The sequence below is a fragment of the Synechococcus sp. H55.9 genome (assembly GCF_047462355.1).
Classification (GTDB): Bacteria; Cyanobacteriota; Cyanobacteriia; order Thermostichales; family Thermostichaceae; genus Thermostichus.
In genome coordinates this window covers 10,604-25,639 of sequence record NZ_JANSJB010000027.1, presented here as the reverse complement: position 1 = coordinate 25,639, position 15,036 = coordinate 10,604, and the positions used below count along the sequence as shown (strand labels likewise).

Here is a 15,036-nt window from a genome sequence, read left to right as displayed (position 1 = left end):
CACCATGGCCCAGATCCCAAATCGAAGTCGCCGGCGCCGTCTTTGTGAAGGAGCCATACTCTCACAGCCACTGCCTATGCTTTCCACTCTATGTCCTTTCCGGTAGCGAAATCAGGAGTGAAAACGGCGCCTCTGGCAGTGGCCACTCAAAACCCTTCTTCCTCGAGGGCCTGGACGTTTTGCACAATCCGGGAAAGCTCGTTTTTCTCGTCCACATTGATGCGGGTCGGGGAGCCGCTGATGATGCGCTCGTAGCCCCGGAAGGAATCGCGGATTTGGATGCCTGCATTGGAGATCAGGTACTCGCGGATCCCTTTGTCGTGCCAGGATCCCCGCATTTTGAAGACATTGAGCGCGCGGGCCATCTCGCCGCGGATCTCCACGTATTGCAGCAGGATGATCGTGTCGGTGATGGTGGAGATGTGGGACTCGGTGATGGAATGGGATCCCATGAATTGGTCGGTGGTGTTGGTGAAAAAGCCGGTGATCTCCTCTTGCTTGGCCAGGCCGGTTACCCCAATAACAAACTGGCGGAAGGCATTTTGGCTCACCCCCCGCGCCAGCGCCGACAGCGAGTCGATGGCCATGCGAGAGGGCTTGAAGGCCATCATCTCCGTTTTGATCTTCTGCAGGTGATCTTCCAGGCCAGCCGACTCCGGATAGGCGCAGATGATCTTAAGGAGGCCCTGCCGCTCGAACTCTTCCAGCTCAATGCCCCAGGAGGAGGCGTTGCGGGAAAGCTGCGCCCGCGATTCTTCATAGGCGAAGAGAATGCAGCGTTCCCCATCCAGACAACCCCGCTCTAGGAATTTGCTCACCAGCGAGGTTTTGCCCGTGCCGGTGGCGCCGGTGGCCAAAATAATCGAGTCTTTGAAGAAGCCACCGCCGCACATCTCGTCCAGCTTCTCGATACCCGAAGAAACGCGCACATTGGAGGAGCGCTGCGTCAGTTGCATGGCCCCCAGCGGGAAGATGTTGATCCCGTCGTTGGTGATGGTGAAGGGATATTCCCCCTTCATGTGGGTGGTGCCCCGCAGCTTCAAGATCTCGATGGTGCGCCGCCGCTTCTCGCCTTCCAGAATGTTGCGCAGGATCACCACGTTGTCGGAGACAAATTCTTCCACGCCGTAGCGAGCGATGGGGCCGTACTCGTCGGTGCGCTCGGTGGTCATGACGGTGGTGACATTGGCCTGCTTGAGGCGGGCCGTCAGGCGGAACAGCTCTCGCCGCACCACGCCGGCAGGGTCGTATTGCTGAAAGATGGCCGTCACCGAGTCGATGGAGACCCGCTTGGCTTTGTATTTGCGGATGGCGTACTGGATGCGCTCGATAAGGGCCGACAAGTCGAAATTGCCGCTCACCTCGTAGCCTTCGGGATCGGGGGAGGCATCCAGGATGAACAGTTGGCCCCTGTCGATGAGAGCCTGCAGATCCCAGCCAAAGCTGGAGGCATTGCGAATGATATCGGCGGGGGTTTCCTCAAAGGTGACAAAGATCCCCGGCTCTTGATACTTCACGATGCCGTTGTAAAGGAATTGAATGGCAAACAGAGTTTTGCCGGTACCAGAGGTGCCGCTGACCAAGGTGGTGCGTCCCAGGGGCAGCCCACCGTGGCTGATGTCTTCAAAGCCCTCGATGCCCGTCTGTTTTTTCGGGATCCCACGCAGCTCCGATAGACTCGCTGGGTGGTTGTCTGTGGTTGGTTCGGTGGAGTCCTCTGCGGCGTTATCCTGTGGCTTTTCTGGCTCAGAAGGCCCCAATGATTGGTTCATCCCATTCTCCTTGCCCTCGTGGCCTGTCTCAAGTCTCTTCGTCCAGTTCTTCGTAGAGCAGATCCAGGCCGATGAGCACTTTCTCGCGGTTGGACAGATCGCCAATAATCTTCCGCACCGGTGGCGGCAGGATTTTGGCCAAGGTCGGCGTTGCCAAGATCTTATCTTCCTCTGCCAGTTGCGGGTTTTTCAAGACATCGATCACCTTCAGACTGTACACGCCGCGGAATTCCTTTTCTAAGATGTCTTGCAAGGTGCTGAGGGCACGCAGAGAACTGGGGGTGTTGCCCGCCACGTAGAGCTTGAGGACATAGGCTTTGCGAGTGGACATATCAGGGATCCCTTGGGGCAGGTTTGGGAATGGAGCGGCGGTACATTTCGCTCAGGTGGGCCATCACATCGATCAGGGTGAGGCGGTAGTCTAGCAGGATCTCTTCGCTGCGGCCTTCCAGTTTCAGTTGTTTGGCAAAGTCCTCCATCAAGTTCATGTGCAGCTCCAGCAGTTGAGCAGCGCCGATGTCGGCAAAGAAGGCAAGGGCCACCAGCTCGTCGATGCGGGCATTGGCGGTCTCAGGAGACTGAAAGTATTCCAGGACAATGGTTTGGTACAGGCCGCGCAGCCGCTGCATCAAGGCTCGCTGCTCGTGGGGTGGGAGGCGCCGATAAAACAGCTCTGGGTCACGATGATAGTACACTCCGGCATAGCCCAGCCGTTCCCGCAGTTTCTCCGCCAGCCGTCGCTGTTGTTGGTTGCTGTAAGCCAGGTAGGGCTGATCGCTGGGATGCACTGGGCCCTGCGGGAGACCGCAGGTGGGAGACATCTGCAGAAACAAGGCGATGGCCCGATCCACCAGCAGCTCTATGACGGAAGGGGATCCGGAACAGTCGGCCCGCGCCTGTCCCTTCAGCTCTTGCGGCGAAATGGGACGAACAAGAGTGGCATTGTGGTAAAAAAATTGCTCCCGCTTGAGCAATGCCTTTACCCGAGAGGAGTGTTCTTCGGTCTCCAGATGGGATTCTTCCAGCACAATGGCCAACACGGTCGGCAGCAGAAGCCCCCAGGCGCAGAGCTGATTACCCAGATCGTGCAACTCCTGCAGCCGACCGGGATCCACCAGAAGCACCAAGCAATCGACATGGCCGTCTTGTTTTCTGAGGGCTTCTAGAAAGGCCGCTTGATCCTGAAAACACTCGACGACGAAACGCTGCGGGGGTAGCCAGTCCTCGCAAGCCAGAGGTTCCTCTGCTGGCGGCTCCCAATCCAGCAACAGGCTGATGCGCAGGGGGTGGGGGTCAGGCAACAAGACAAGGGCTGAAGACGCATTCCTATCTTAAATCTGGCCGGGATCCCCGCTCACCTGCCAGAGTTGGGCCAAAGGAGCAATCCTCTGATCCGCTCCACTGAGTGTGCAATCTGTTCAGACGCTGCCTGCGCTCTTGCCGGATCCCGCTTGTGCTCTTCGGCCAGAGTCCTCATCGGCGATGACGGTGCGGTAGTACTCCTCCAACTGTTGTGTGGCCGCCGACCAACTCCAGCGCTCAGCCTCTTGCCGGGCCTGCTGCCGGAAGAGCTGCCGCTGCCCGGTGCCCTCTAAGAGCTGCCGCGTGGCCTGGACAAAGTCGCTGTCGGAGTCCGGATCGAACAGAAAGCCGTTGCGGCCGCTGTCCACCACATCGGTAATGCCGCCGCAGCGGGGGGCGATTACCGGACAACCGGCAGCCATGGCCTCCAACAAGACCAAGCCCAACGTCTCGGTGCGGGAGGGGAACACGAACAGATCCGCGGACGCAAAGGCCGCCGCTAGGTCTTGCCCCTGTAAATAGCCCGTAAACACCACGTCGTAGCCGGCAAAATGTTGCTCCAGGGATCCCCGCTCCGGCCCGTCGCCCACGATAGCCAGGCGCGCCTGCGGGATCTGCTCCAGCAACACCCGGATCCGCCCCACCTCTTTTTCCGCCGAGAGCCGACCTACGTAGAGCAACAGCGGCCGCTCCGGCTGACCCGCCGTGAGCCGGGCCCGCATCTCTGGGTCGGCAGCCTGCGGATGAAACAGCTCCGTATCCACTCCCCGCTGCCACAGTTGCACCCGCTCGATGCCGTGGGCGCTCAGCTCCTGCATCATGGCCGTCGAGGTGCAGAGGTTGACCCGCGCCAAATTGTGCCCCAGCTTGAGGAGGTTCCACAAAACTCCCTCCAGAAAGCCCAGCCCGTAGTGCTTCAGATACTTCGGCAGATGGGTGTGGTAGGAGGCCACCAGCGGGATCCCCATCGCTTGGCTGTAGTAGAGGCCCCCCAACCCCAAAACCGCCGGGTTGACCACGTGGATGACATCCGGTCGGAAGCGGTTGAGCACCCTGCCGATGGCGGGGCCGGGAGCAGCCAGCTTCAACTCCGGGTACAAAGGCAAGGGGAAGCCTGGGATCCCGTAAACCCGCGCCCGGGCAAACCGCCTGGGCGCCCCCTGAGGCGCGACGATAAGCACCGAGTTGCCGCGGGCCGTCAGATGGCGCACCGTGTGGCAAAGCCGCGTAACGATGCCATCCACCTTGGGCAGAAACGTTTCCGTAAACAGGGCTATGCGCATCGGGATCCCAAGCCTAGTGAAAAGGCTCTGCAGATTCTCTTAGGATGAGTGTTGCACAAAACGGCAACGCAATGACGGCTTGGGATCGCAGCAGCACAACTTTATTGCAGCAGCTGATCTTGCAGCGGAGCAGAATGAGTTGGCTCTTGGTTCTGGCCGAGGGTATCGGCCGCCGTTTTGCTGATCAACAGCAGCGTAGCCGCCAGAGCCAGTCCAATAACGTCTCGCCACATAATCCGCTCCCACACTCCTCATGCCCCCTACTGTAGCGGCGGTTTTTTCGGCTGGGCAGTGATGGGCGACGGATTTTTAGGTGACAACAATCACTTCCAGAATTGCGGCTTTGCCCCCTAGTCGCGAAAGGCCAGTTGCAAGCTGGTGATCAGCAGAACCAAAGAAAACACCGCCATCACCCCTCCCCAGAACCAGTAGGGCAAAAACAGGTTTTGGGCAATCTGGCTGGAATCGGAGAGGATCAGCCGCCCGTCGATGACAGCAGCGTCCATAAAAAGATAGTCGAGCTGGTGATAGGTGCTCACACAGGCTTGCACCCCCAAAAACTGCAGGGCAAAGCTTTGTAACCAAGAGGCAGCCCAGCGAGCTACTGCCAGGATGCCCAAACCCATGGCCGGGAGGAACAAAAGGCCAAAGGGGGAACGCACCCAGAGCAGCGTCGAGAGCAACAACAGGGATCCCAAAAATACCAGCCCCAGCCGAGCTGTGCTGCGGCGGCGGGAGGTGAGGATGAACAGGGCCCCAGCTATGGGCGGCCCCATCGGCCCGGCAGCGGCCACCAAGGCCCGCCCCACCCGCCCCAAAAACAGCTCGCCACTGTGAATGGCCAGCCCCGAGCCGTCGGGATAGATCTCAAGACGATGAAACTCCCCCCCCAACAGCAGTGCCATCAGGCCATGGCCCATCTCGTGAAACCAGGTGGCCAACAAAGTAAAGGGGTAGAGGAGGTAATTGCCCCAGGGAAACCGCCAGAGCAAGACTGTCAGCCCCGCCGCAGCCACCAGCCAGATCACGCTGTGCCGGCCAGGCCTTGCGGAAGGGGAAGGAGGCAGCTCAAACTGAGTCATACCAGCAGGTGGGTGGAGAAAAGGCCCAAGATGCCTTGTCGGCCTAGACGATTGCCGGCAGAAAAAAGTTCCACATCAGGCAAAAATAGCCGGGCCAACTCCCCTCTCCCTCTGGGAGAGGGGTTGGGGGTGAGGGGCCAACAACAGCAAGGAGACAGGGGAGCCGTCTCACAGGTAGGCTGGAAAAGCCCCAAGGGATCCCTGCCTATGGCCACCTTCCTGCGCGACTGGAGCTACCGCTTTCCCTGGCTTTACCGCAGCATCAGCCGTGCGGCTGCCCTAGCAGTGGGGGGATATGAGCGACTGCGCCGGTTGCCCCTCCAAGGGATCTCCATCCAGCCCCAGGAGCGGGTATTGGATCTCTGCTGTGGCCCTGCCGAAGTGACTCCAATCCTAGCCGAGCTGAGCCAAAACGTTGTCGGCCTGGATGCTTCCCCCAAAGCCCTGGCGGCAGCTCGCCAACGCCTCCCCAAGGTGGAATTTGTGGAAGCCTTTGCCCAGGATCTGCCCTTTCCTGCCAACAGCTTTGATTGGGTGCACACCAGCTTGGCCCTGCACGAGCTGCCTTTTCCTGACCTGGAACAGGTGCTGCGGGAAGGGTGGCGGGTGCTCAAGCCGGGGGGAGGGCTTTTGATCCTGGACTTGCACGCGCCTTGCCAACCTTGGATATGGCCTGGGCTGGCCCTCTTTCTGGCCCTGTTTGAAACCGAGACCGCCTGGAACTTGCTCAAGTTGGATCTGCCGCAGTACTTGCAGCAGCAGGGCTGGCAATCCGTCCGGCAGACCCTGCACGCCGGGGGGGCTTTGCAGGTGATCCAGGCCCAAAAGCCTGCCGCCTAAGCTGCTCACCCTTGGTGCCAGAAGGGGGTGCCGAGAACCGGTGTGCTGGGCTGAGCCGCTTCCTGGGGGGTCATCGCGCCGGCCAGGTAGGCTCGCCGGCCTGCGCGCACTGCTTCCGCAAAGGCCTCGGCCATTGCCACCGGATCCCGAGCCAAGGCCACCGCTGTATTCAACAGCACCCCATCGAAGCCCCACTCCATCACCTGGCAGGCGTGGGAGGGCAGGCCCAGGCCGGCATCCACGATCAGGGGCGCCTCGATCCGCTCTCGCAGCAAGCGCAAGTTGTAGGGGTTGAGGGGGCCCTTGCCGGTGCCGATGGGAGCGGCCCAGGGCATCACCACTTCACAACCGGCATCCAAGAGCCGCTGGCACAGCACCAGATCGTCGGTGCTATAGGGCAGAACCTTGAAGCCGCGACGGATTAGTTCGGCAGCGGCAGTGGGCAGTTGCACCGGATCCGGCTGCAAGGTGTAGTCATCCCCAATGAGCTCCAGCTTGATCCAGTTGGTGCCGAACACCTCCCGCGCCATCTCCGCTGTGGTGACTACCTCCTGCACGCTGTGGCAGCCGGCGGTGTTGGGCAGAACCGGGATCCCTAGCTTCTGGAGCAGGGCCCAAAACCCTTGGGAAGCTTCCGACCCCAGCGCCCCCTGGCGCCGCAGGGAAACGGTCAACAAACAGGGCTGTGCCCGCACCACCGCCTGCTCCAAAATGGCGGGCGAAGGGTAGCGAGCCGTCCCCAGCATCAGGCGGCTGGGCAGCGCTTGGCCGTAGAGCACCAAGGGATCCTCATCGGCCCGAGTCGAGGGGGAGACAGGAAGAAGAGTGGACATCGCTGAGGGGCAAAAATGCGGGATCTGAGGGGAGGCAGTCGGGCACTAGCCGCCGGCAACCGGCGCGACAATCTCCACCTGGTCGCCTTCTTGCAGACGAGTTCGCTCGTACTGGGCGCGCGGCACAAACTCTAGATTAACCGCCACCGCAAAAGGGCCACTGATCTCCACCTGGGCTATCGCCTCGGCCAGCGTGGTGCCCTCCGGCAAATCGTAAGGCTTTTGGTTGATCAAGACACGCATGGCGACAGGGATTCACCGGCAAGAGGGGCAGCCTGTACCTGAAAAGGGATCCCCAACTCCTGAGCAAGGCGGCAACTGCCGTGGTGAAGATACTCCAAGACGGCATCGTGGATAGCCGGGGAGATCATAAAGCCATGGCGATAGAGGCCGTTGATCTGCAACAGGCGAGGCGCGCACTCCACCACGGCTGGCAAGTGGTTCGCCAAGGTGGGACGACATTGGCTGCCTAATTCCAGGATACGCGCTTCGGCAAAGGCAGGGTGGACGGCGTAGGCGGCGCTGAGCAGCTCCAGAGCCGAGCGGACACTCACCGGCGAGCGATCCTCGGATTCAATTTCGGTGGCTCCCACCACAAACAGGTGCCCCGGCTTGGGAGCGATGTAGATCGGGTAGCGGGGGTGCAACAGCCGGGTCGGGTGCCGCAAAGCTACTTCCGGGGCATACAGACGTACCACCTCACCTCTAACTCCCCGCAGCGGTGACTGCCCACCCCATTCTGTTCGGGATCCCAGGCCGCGACAGTCCAAAACCCACCCGCCGGTTTGTTGCTGCCAGGCTTCCGCCTGCTCCAGATCCCAGGGGCAACTCCACTCCACCTCCACCTCGTGCTGGCGCAGCTTGGCCAGCAGAGCCGACAACAGTTGGCGGTTATCCAGTTGGCCCTCTTGGGGAAGATACAGGCCTTGCCCAAATCGCCCGGCCAGCGAGGGCTCCAGCTCAGCTACAGCCTGGGCATCCAGAGGCTGGGGCTTGGGGAGATGGGGAAGGCGTTCCCCCACAGCAGCTAGCAGGGATGAGAAGCGTCTGGCTTCCCCCGCATCTTGGCGGTGCCAGAGGATCAGGGTGCCTTCCTGCTGAAAGAAAACCGGCTGCGGCAGACTGGCCAAAAGGGAGGGCCAACGGGAGAGGGCATAGTACCCCTGCGCTACTACGCTGGCCTCGGCGACGGCAGACTCCGCCAGGGGAGCCAGCATGGCAGCGGCAAAATGGGCAGCACTGCTCTCGACGGCACCGGCAGGAGCCGCCTCCACGATGCGGACAGAATGCCCGACCTCGACCAGGGTGGCAGCCAACAGGCGCCCCATCAGACCGGCTCCGAGGACAAGAATGGGATCCCGCTGCGCTCTCCCCACCGCTGACGGGATAGGAGATGGCCTGGGCAGACTTGCTGCCGCATTTGTCCGAGAAGATGAGGTTGAAAGGGTCAAAGTGCCCCCCACCGCTGAGGCAATGGATTTCATGTTAGATCCGATGTTGACATACCCCCTGTCCTCAGGGACAGGGATTCTTGACGCTTGAGAAGGTGAAGGCGCAGGCAAAGCTCTTCGCCCTTAGTTTGGCCGCTTGGCGGGCATCACAACCGCGGCGGATGGTAGGGAGGTTCTTTGCAGTTGTGCAGGTTTTCTGGGGTATGGCGATGGACAAACTCACAGCAACGAGCCAACGCCTTCAGCACCAGCTCCAGTTTCTCAACCTGCTGGGGGGTGGTGATGAGTTGGCAGGATACGGTGAGAATGTGAAACATTTTCAGGTGGTGAAGTGATGGCGTCAACTGGAGTACCCCTTGCCGGATTCGGGCATCCAGGTACTTACCCTCCCCAGCCTACAAAGGTAGGGGACTGTTGAACTTTTTCCCATCCTAGTCGCCATTACCGGTTCCACGCTCTGCCAAGTTTAGGATCAAGATCCCCAGCAAAGCTAGGCTCAGCAAGCTGGCGATCACCATCGGTTCATCTGGGATCATATCCATCTAGACTTTGCCTCACCCCATCGTAAAGAGCCATACCTCAGACTCGTTGCCCAACCCGGCGGCTACCCTCTGGTCACCCTGAGCAAGCATCTGTCCAGCGGCTTACACTACACTAGAAGAACTGACCCATCCCTTGGACTGGCATGATTCCCACGGTTATCGAGCAATCCGCGCGAGGCGAGCGCGCCTTTGACATCTACTCGCGTCTTTTGCGGGATCGGATTATCTTCCTGGGCACCCAGGTGGACGACGACATTGCTAACCTGATCGTGGCCCAGATGCTCTACTTGGAATCCGAAGACCCCGAGAAAGACATCTACCTCTACATCAACTCCCCCGGCGGCTCGGTCTATGCCGGTATGGCCATCTACGACACCATGCAACACATCCAGCCGGATGTCTCCACCATCTGCATCGGTCTGGCCGCCAGCATGGGAGCCTTTCTGCTGGCAGGGGGCACCAAAGGCAAACGCATCGCCCTTCCCCACGCCCGCATCATGATCCACCAGCCCCTCGGTGGAGCCCAGGGGCCGGCCACCGACATCGAAATTCAGGCCAAAGAGATCCTCTTCATCAAAAACAGCCTCAACAGCCTGCTGGCCTACCACACCGGCCAACCTCTGGAGCGCATCGAACGCGATACCGACCGCGACAACTTTATGACCCCAGAACAGGCCAAAGAGTACGGCCTCATCGACCAGGTGATCAGCAAGAGATCCCAGCCAACCCTGGCAGCCGTTTCTTGAGCGTCTAGGTTCTGCGGCCAGCTTGCAGGGCTCCCTCAAAGCAGGGAGCTTTTGCCTGTTGGCAGGGATCCCACCGGCGAAGATATTAAGAAAGCCAAAGAAATTGGTCTTCTTGTCACTAAGTCAGGGGACTCACTTTAACCAAACTAATCGAACTCATAAAGAAAGTAATGATCAGCTGATCCTTGCGGATGATAGCTTAGGATTAAACCAGTGTAGACCTGTGTTTGCCGCAATTCTAGCTTAGACACTGTATAGAAATCTTTCCACTGGGTTTCCAAAGTCCAGGGCGTCAGAGCTGGCAATGGGCGGCACTTGAAAAGGAGGGTTTTGGACTTTGCATCCGCTTGAATGCGGAAGACTGTCTCAAAGCCCAAGTCCCACGGTTGTGGGGCATGTTCATTCACGAAAACTCGGTGGTCTGGGGCTTTGGCCCTGGGTTTTTGCCTCATTGGTTGCAGCCGTGAATGGCATTTTCTGGTTTTGTGATTCGTTCAGAGGGAGATCGACGTGGCTTACGCAGCAACCCAATCCAAAAGCGGCTATCAAGCCGGGGTGAAAGATTACCGACTCACCTATTACACGCCCGACTACACGCCCAAGGATACCGATGTCTTGGCCTGTTTCCGGGTTACCCCTCAGCCGGGCGTTCCCCCCGAAGAGGCCGGGGCGGCGGTGGCGGCTGAGTCCTCGACCGGCACCTGGACAACGGTGTGGACAGATTTGCTCACCGACTTGGATCGGTACAAGGGCCGCTGCTACGACATCGAGCCAGTTCCCGGCGAAGAGAATCAATACTTCTGCTTCGTCGCCTATCCGCTGGATCTGTTCGAGGAAGGCTCGGTCACCAACATGCTCACCTCGATTGTGGGCAACGTCTTCGGCTTCAAGGCCCTGAAGGCGCTGCGGCTGGAAGACTTGCGCATCCCCGTGGCCTACTTGAAGACCTTCCAGGGCCCTCCCCACGGCATCCAGGTGGAGCGGGACAAATTGAACAAGTATGGCCGCCCACTATTGGGCTGCACCATCAAGCCCAAGCTGGGCCTTTCCGCTAAAAACTACGGGCGGGCGGTGTACGAGGCGCTGCGGGGCGGTCTGGACTTCACCAAAGACGACGAAAACATCAACTCCCAGCCCTTCCAGCGCTGGCGGGATCGCTACCTCTTTGTGATGGAGGCCGTCCACAAGGCCCAAGCGGAAACTGGCGAGATCAAGGGGCACTACCTGAACGTGACGGCGCCCACCTGTGAGGAGATGTTCAAACGGGCGGAGTTTGCCAAGGAGATTGGTGCCCCCATCATCATGCACGACTACCTGACTGCTGGGTTTACCGCCAACACCAGCCTGGCTAAGTGGTGCCGCGACAACGGCATTCTGCTGCACATCCACCGCGCCATGCACGCGGTGATCGACCGGCAGAAAAACCACGGCATCCACTTCCGGGTGCTGGCCAAGTGCTTGCGCATGTCCGGCGGCGACCACCTGCATGCCGGTACGGTGGTGGGCAAGTTGGAAGGCGACCGCGCCGTGACGCTTGGCTTTGTGGATCAGATGCGGGAGAACTATGTGGAGGCGGATCGCTCTCGGGGTAACTTCTTCACCCAAGATTGGGCTTCGATGCCTGGGGTGATGCCGGTGGCCTCCGGTGGCATTCACGTCTGGCACATGCCGGCACTGGTGGAGATCTTCGGTGACGATGCCGTGCTGCAGTTTGGCGGCGGAACCCTGGGACACCCCTGGGGGAACGCTCCAGGCGCGACCGCCAACCGGGTGGCTTTGGAAGCTTGTATCCAAGCTCGTAACGAAGGTCGGGATCTGGCCCGCGAGGGCAACGACATCATCCGCGAAGCGGCCAAGTGGTCGCCGGAGCTGGCGGCTGCCTGCGAGCTGTGGAAGGAGATCAAGTTCGAGTTCAAGCCCGTCGATACCCTCTAGAGATTGGCTGGGGCAAGGGATCCCCACAGTTCTCTTGCCCCGCTGCTTTGGCCACCCCCTGGATTGGCAATGGATCTAAAACAGATCGCCAAAGATACGGCCAAGACCTTGATCAGCTACCTGACCTATCAGGCGATGCGCACGGTGCTGGCCCAACTGAGCGAGACGGATCCTCCCAGGGCTCTTTGGCTGCAGCAGTTCTCTGCCCGGCAAAACCTCCAGGATGGGGAAGCCTACCTGCGGGCTTTGCTGGCAGAGCGCCCTGACTTGGCCTACCGCATCATGACCGTTCGCGAGCACATTGCAGCGGAGGTGGTGGATTACCTGCCGGAGATGGCCAAAGCCGGCATCCAGCAGGCCAATATGGAGCACCGCCGCAATCACCTAGAACGGCTCACCTCAGCAGCGGGATCTCCGCCGGTCACCCACCCGGAAGCGGGATCCCCTCCCCAAAACCTTAGACCCGAAACGGAGTGACAGCCATCATGCAAACCTTACCGAAAGAGCGCCGCTACGAAACCCTTTCCTACTTGCCGCCGCTGACGGATCTGCAGATCATCAAGCAGGTGCAATACATCTTGGATCAGGGCTACATCCCTGCCGTTGAGTTCAACGAATCCTCTGAACCGACGGTTCGCTACTGGACATTGTGGAAGCTGCCTCTGTTCGGCGCCACTTCTCCCCAGGAGGTGCTGAGCGAGGTGCAGGCTTGCCGCAGCGCCTACCCCAATTGCTTCATCCGTGTGGTGGGGTTCGACAACATCAAGCAGTGCCAGGTGCTCAGCTTCTTGGTTTACAAGCCCAGCGGCCTACGCTAAGAGAGGTTCGGGGCAATTGGTCTCATTCCTAGCCAATCAGCGCGGAGGGAGAGCTTCTCCCTCTTTTTTATTTCTTGCTTCGCACAGCCATTCCCAATGGCAACGGCGCCATTCTCAATCTCAAAAAACAGTCATTTCAAACAGCAACGCAACGGTTCCTTGCCTCGTTATTGCTACACAACGCTGTCGCGAAGGCGCCGCTCTAACTCCCCTCTCCCTCAGGGAGAGGGGCTGGGGGTGAGGGCCATCCCTCAGGGAGAGAGGTTGGGGGTGAGGGGCCCCTTTTTAGGATCCGATCCCCAAAAGCGCTCCCAATCCCACGGCCAGGAGAGCTGCTAGGGCTGTTTGAATGCCGTTCACCACTTCGTTGCTCATCCAGGCCAGGCGGGGTTGCAACACCACCCCCATCCAGCTTTCTGCCAAGGTGGCCAGGATCCCGGCCAGACAGCAAATGCCCAGCCAAAACGGGTCTCCTCTTACCCACTCCCCACCGATCCCCCAAGCCAAGGTGGCCATCCCTACCGCTGCCGCCACCCCTGCCAGGGATCCCTCCAGGCTCACGGCTCCTTCTGTGCCCGCCGGCACGGATTGGAAGGTGGTGATCAAAAAGGTCTGGCGTCCGTAGGCTTTCCCCACCTCGCTGCTGACGGTATCGGCCAATTTCGCTGCAAAGCTGGCACCATACCCCAACCACCACAGCGGATGCGGCAAGAAAGTGTAGCCCACCGCGCATACTGCCCCGGTCAAAGCGGATCCCCAGACATTTTCCGGCCCTCGCGCCCCCTCTCGCTTTTCGGCGATCCCCTGCGCCTGCTTGCGCCGGATCCCCAGCCGGGTGACGGCGGTGCCGATTAAAAAATAGGCCGCCACCACCGCATAGCCCCGCCACCCCAGCCCCCCCCACACCAACAGACCCAGTAGGCCTGCGTGGAGGACTCCCGCCCGCGTCAGCGCCTTCTGGGGGCTCAGCAGGGCCAGCGCCACCAAGGCTAGATTGAGCCAGAGCGCCACTCCCCACTGACTCAGCAGCCACGCTTGCCACATAAACACCCAAAAAGCAGTGAAACCGCCGCCAAGGGTCAACTGCAGAAACGGAGAGGGAGGGATTCGAACCCTCGACGGAGCTTTTGGGCCCCGTAACTTCTTAGCAGGAAGCCGCTTTCGACCACTCAGCCACCTCTCCAAAGCGGCAGAGACACCCTCCGTTGGGATCCAGCCGCCAGCTCACCTATTGTAGAAGATGGGATCCCGCCCGGCAACTGGGCCTGCAAGAACTCCGTCCCGCTGTCGCGAATGGTCGGGATCCCTCCTGGAGGTAACCCCTGGGCTTGGGCGGCCCTAGCTCACCACCTGCACGTAGATATCGAAGCTGCCGCTGTTGTCGCCGTAGCTGCCCTTGGCATCGTTGACGTTGAAGGCAATATCCAAGTTGGGATCCAGATCTACCTCTTGGGGCTGCTCCGGCGAGGATTCCCAAACCTGATGGGCCACCAGTTGGGCGTTGGGCTGGAACACCACAAGCCCGTAGCGGCAAAGACCGGGGTAGCGCCACTCCGGCGGGGTCGGGATCCCTTTGCCAAGGGGCGAGCGGATGCTGGTGGAGAAAGAAAAGCCGTAGCGCCAGGCCACATTTTTCACGAAAAAGCGGATGCGGCTGGCCCGCAGCGGACGCCCCTGCCAGTGCAGGATATTGCCGGCCTCTTGATTGACCCGCAGGTCAGAGAAAGCCATCCAGCCCTGCAAGTTCTCCTCTTGGGGCTGGGTGCCTTCGATCACTTGAGCTTGGCTCCAGTCTAAGTCGCTGCCATCGCAGGCGATCTGGCGTGGAATTTGGGTCAAATCCAGTTGTGGCAACCCTAGAGTACCAGACGCAGATTGGGTAGACATCTATCTCTCCTTTTTTTCAAAATGACTCCCGAAGTGAGGATCTGTAGAGAGCTTACAGGGATCCCAAAAATGAAGTCGGGGAAAGGTTTTAAAGACAAACCTATTCCTCTCCCTGCTGCTTGGTGGAGAATCTCAGATGAACTATGACATCGGGGTTGAAAACCTCAGGCTCTTGCTCGATCGGGCAAGAGATTGAGGGTTCAAGCTCCTTACGTCAATAGGTCAACTTTACTTGATGGATGGCGGCTATTCCCAGAGAAATAGGCCTTTGCAATACTTTTTTAGGGAACCTTAGGAATCTGTTAATTCCCCACGACTTGACTGCCGACCAAAGCCAGAACCCAGATCCTTACTCAGCGCAGATCTGCTGGGAACTCGTATTCCAAAACACATTAATTTGTGCAATGCCCCTGTTAAGCACTCTTGCGCTCATCTGGTCTCTGGAGCAGCTCTCCGAACCCAGAGCGCTCTGACAGCCGTTTTTGATAGGATCACCATTACCAGTCTCGCGGGGTGCCCGGCGCCCACGGCATGCACGACACTTC

17 protein-coding genes and 1 tRNA gene are annotated in these 15,036 nt (G+C 59.8%); 5 read left to right on the top strand and 13 right to left on the bottom strand.

Annotated features, from left to right (window positions below; translation table 11 throughout):
• Positions 1–146 precede the first annotated feature (146 nt).
• From kaiC to NW857_RS05460, 6 genes are all read right to left on the bottom strand, one after another.
• Positions 147–1,772, bottom strand: coding sequence for a circadian clock protein KaiC (gene kaiC / locus NW857_RS05485; protein ID WP_414334865.1), 1,626 nt, complete (start codon positions 1,770–1,772; stop codon positions 147–149).
• Between the two features lie 28 nt (positions 1,773–1,800).
• Positions 1,801–2,103, bottom strand: coding sequence for a circadian clock protein KaiB (kaiB, locus tag NW857_RS05480; RefSeq protein ID WP_414334866.1), 303 nt, complete (start codon positions 2,101–2,103; stop codon positions 1,801–1,803).
• Between the two features lies 1 nt (position 2,104).
• The gene (locus NW857_RS05475) at positions 2,105–3,076 is read right to left on the bottom strand and encodes a circadian clock protein KaiA (RefSeq protein ID WP_414368215.1); all 972 of its coding nucleotides are present in this window, start codon (positions 3,074–3,076) and stop codon (positions 2,105–2,107) included.
• Positions 3,077–3,190: 114 nt separating this feature from the next.
• Positions 3,191–4,357, bottom strand: a complete 1,167-nt coding sequence (locus tag NW857_RS05470) for a glycosyltransferase family 4 protein (RefSeq protein WP_414334868.1) — start codon at positions 4,355–4,357, stop codon at positions 3,191–3,193.
• 101 nt (positions 4,358–4,458) lie between these two features.
• Positions 4,459–4,590, bottom strand: a complete 132-nt coding sequence (locus NW857_RS05465) for a hypothetical protein (RefSeq protein WP_414334869.1) — start codon at positions 4,588–4,590, stop codon at positions 4,459–4,461.
• A gap of 117 nt (positions 4,591–4,707) precedes the next feature.
• A complete protein-coding gene (locus tag NW857_RS05460) occupies positions 4,708–5,439 on the bottom strand; it encodes a M50 family metallopeptidase (RefSeq protein WP_414334870.1) in 732 nt (243 codons plus the stop codon).
• A gap of 207 nt (positions 5,440–5,646) precedes the next feature.
• On the opposite strand from NW857_RS05460, the gene NW857_RS05455 reads away from it, so the two are divergent.
• Complete coding sequence (locus NW857_RS05455) at positions 5,647–6,279, top strand: class I SAM-dependent methyltransferase (RefSeq protein ID WP_414368213.1); 633 nt, start codon at positions 5,647–5,649, stop codon at positions 6,277–6,279.
• Between the two features lie 5 nt (positions 6,280–6,284).
• Here the strand turns inward: NW857_RS05455 and NW857_RS05450 are convergent, their stop codons facing one another.
• The 4 genes from NW857_RS05450 to NW857_RS05435 all read right to left on the bottom strand — a co-directional run bounded on the left by NW857_RS05450 (position 6,285) and on the right by NW857_RS05435 (position 8,907).
• The gene (locus NW857_RS05450) at positions 6,285–7,112 is read right to left on the bottom strand and encodes a thiazole synthase (protein WP_414334872.1); all 828 of its coding nucleotides are present in this window, start codon (positions 7,110–7,112) and stop codon (positions 6,285–6,287) included.
• Between the two features lie 45 nt (positions 7,113–7,157).
• Positions 7,158–7,355, bottom strand: a complete 198-nt coding sequence (thiS, locus tag NW857_RS05445; protein WP_414334873.1) for a sulfur carrier protein ThiS — start codon at positions 7,353–7,355, stop codon at positions 7,158–7,160.
• Positions 7,343–8,488 (bottom strand): FAD-dependent oxidoreductase, encoded by a 1,146-nt coding sequence (locus NW857_RS05440; RefSeq protein ID WP_414368218.1) that lies wholly within the window; start codon positions 8,486–8,488, stop codon positions 7,343–7,345. The genes thiS and NW857_RS05440 overlap by 13 nt, the downstream gene beginning before the upstream one ends.
• A gap of 221 nt (positions 8,489–8,709) precedes the next feature.
• Positions 8,710–8,907, bottom strand: coding sequence for a hypothetical protein (locus NW857_RS05435; RefSeq protein WP_414334874.1), 198 nt, complete (start codon positions 8,905–8,907; stop codon positions 8,710–8,712).
• 341 nt (positions 8,908–9,248) lie between these two features.
• Here NW857_RS05435 and clpP point away from each other — a divergent pair, with 341 nt between their 5' ends.
• The 4 genes from clpP to NW857_RS05415 all read left to right on the top strand — a co-directional run bounded on the left by clpP (position 9,249) and on the right by NW857_RS05415 (position 12,604).
• Entirely contained in the window at positions 9,249–9,851 is a 603-nt protein-coding gene (gene clpP / locus NW857_RS05430; protein WP_414334875.1) for an ATP-dependent Clp endopeptidase proteolytic subunit ClpP, read from the top strand.
• Between the two features lie 510 nt (positions 9,852–10,361).
• Positions 10,362–11,786: a form I ribulose bisphosphate carboxylase large subunit gene (locus NW857_RS05425; protein WP_414334876.1), complete on the top strand. Its 1,425-nt coding sequence runs from the start codon at positions 10,362–10,364 to the stop codon at positions 11,784–11,786.
• Positions 11,787–11,855: 69 nt separating this feature from the next.
• Complete coding sequence (gene rcbX, locus NW857_RS05420) at positions 11,856–12,263, top strand: RuBisCO chaperone RbcX (RefSeq protein ID WP_414334877.1); 408 nt, start codon at positions 11,856–11,858, stop codon at positions 12,261–12,263.
• 8 nt (positions 12,264–12,271) lie between these two features.
• A complete protein-coding gene (locus NW857_RS05415) occupies positions 12,272–12,604 on the top strand; it encodes a ribulose bisphosphate carboxylase small subunit (RefSeq protein ID WP_414334878.1) in 333 nt (110 codons plus the stop codon).
• Between the two features lie 285 nt (positions 12,605–12,889).
• On the opposite strand, the gene NW857_RS05410 is transcribed toward NW857_RS05415, so the two are convergent.
• The 3 genes from NW857_RS05410 to NW857_RS05400 all read right to left on the bottom strand — a co-directional run bounded on the left by NW857_RS05410 (position 12,890) and on the right by NW857_RS05400 (position 14,491).
• The gene (locus tag NW857_RS05410; protein WP_414349137.1) at positions 12,890–13,648 is read right to left on the bottom strand and encodes a TIGR00297 family protein; all 759 of its coding nucleotides are present in this window, start codon (positions 13,646–13,648) and stop codon (positions 12,890–12,892) included.
• A gap of 48 nt (positions 13,649–13,696) precedes the next feature.
• A tRNA-Ser gene (locus tag NW857_RS05405) sits at positions 13,697–13,787 on the bottom strand.
• A gap of 155 nt (positions 13,788–13,942) precedes the next feature.
• Positions 13,943–14,491, bottom strand: a complete 549-nt coding sequence (locus NW857_RS05400; protein ID WP_414335305.1) for a hypothetical protein — start codon at positions 14,489–14,491, stop codon at positions 13,943–13,945.
• Between the last annotated feature and the right edge of the window lie 545 nt (positions 14,492–15,036).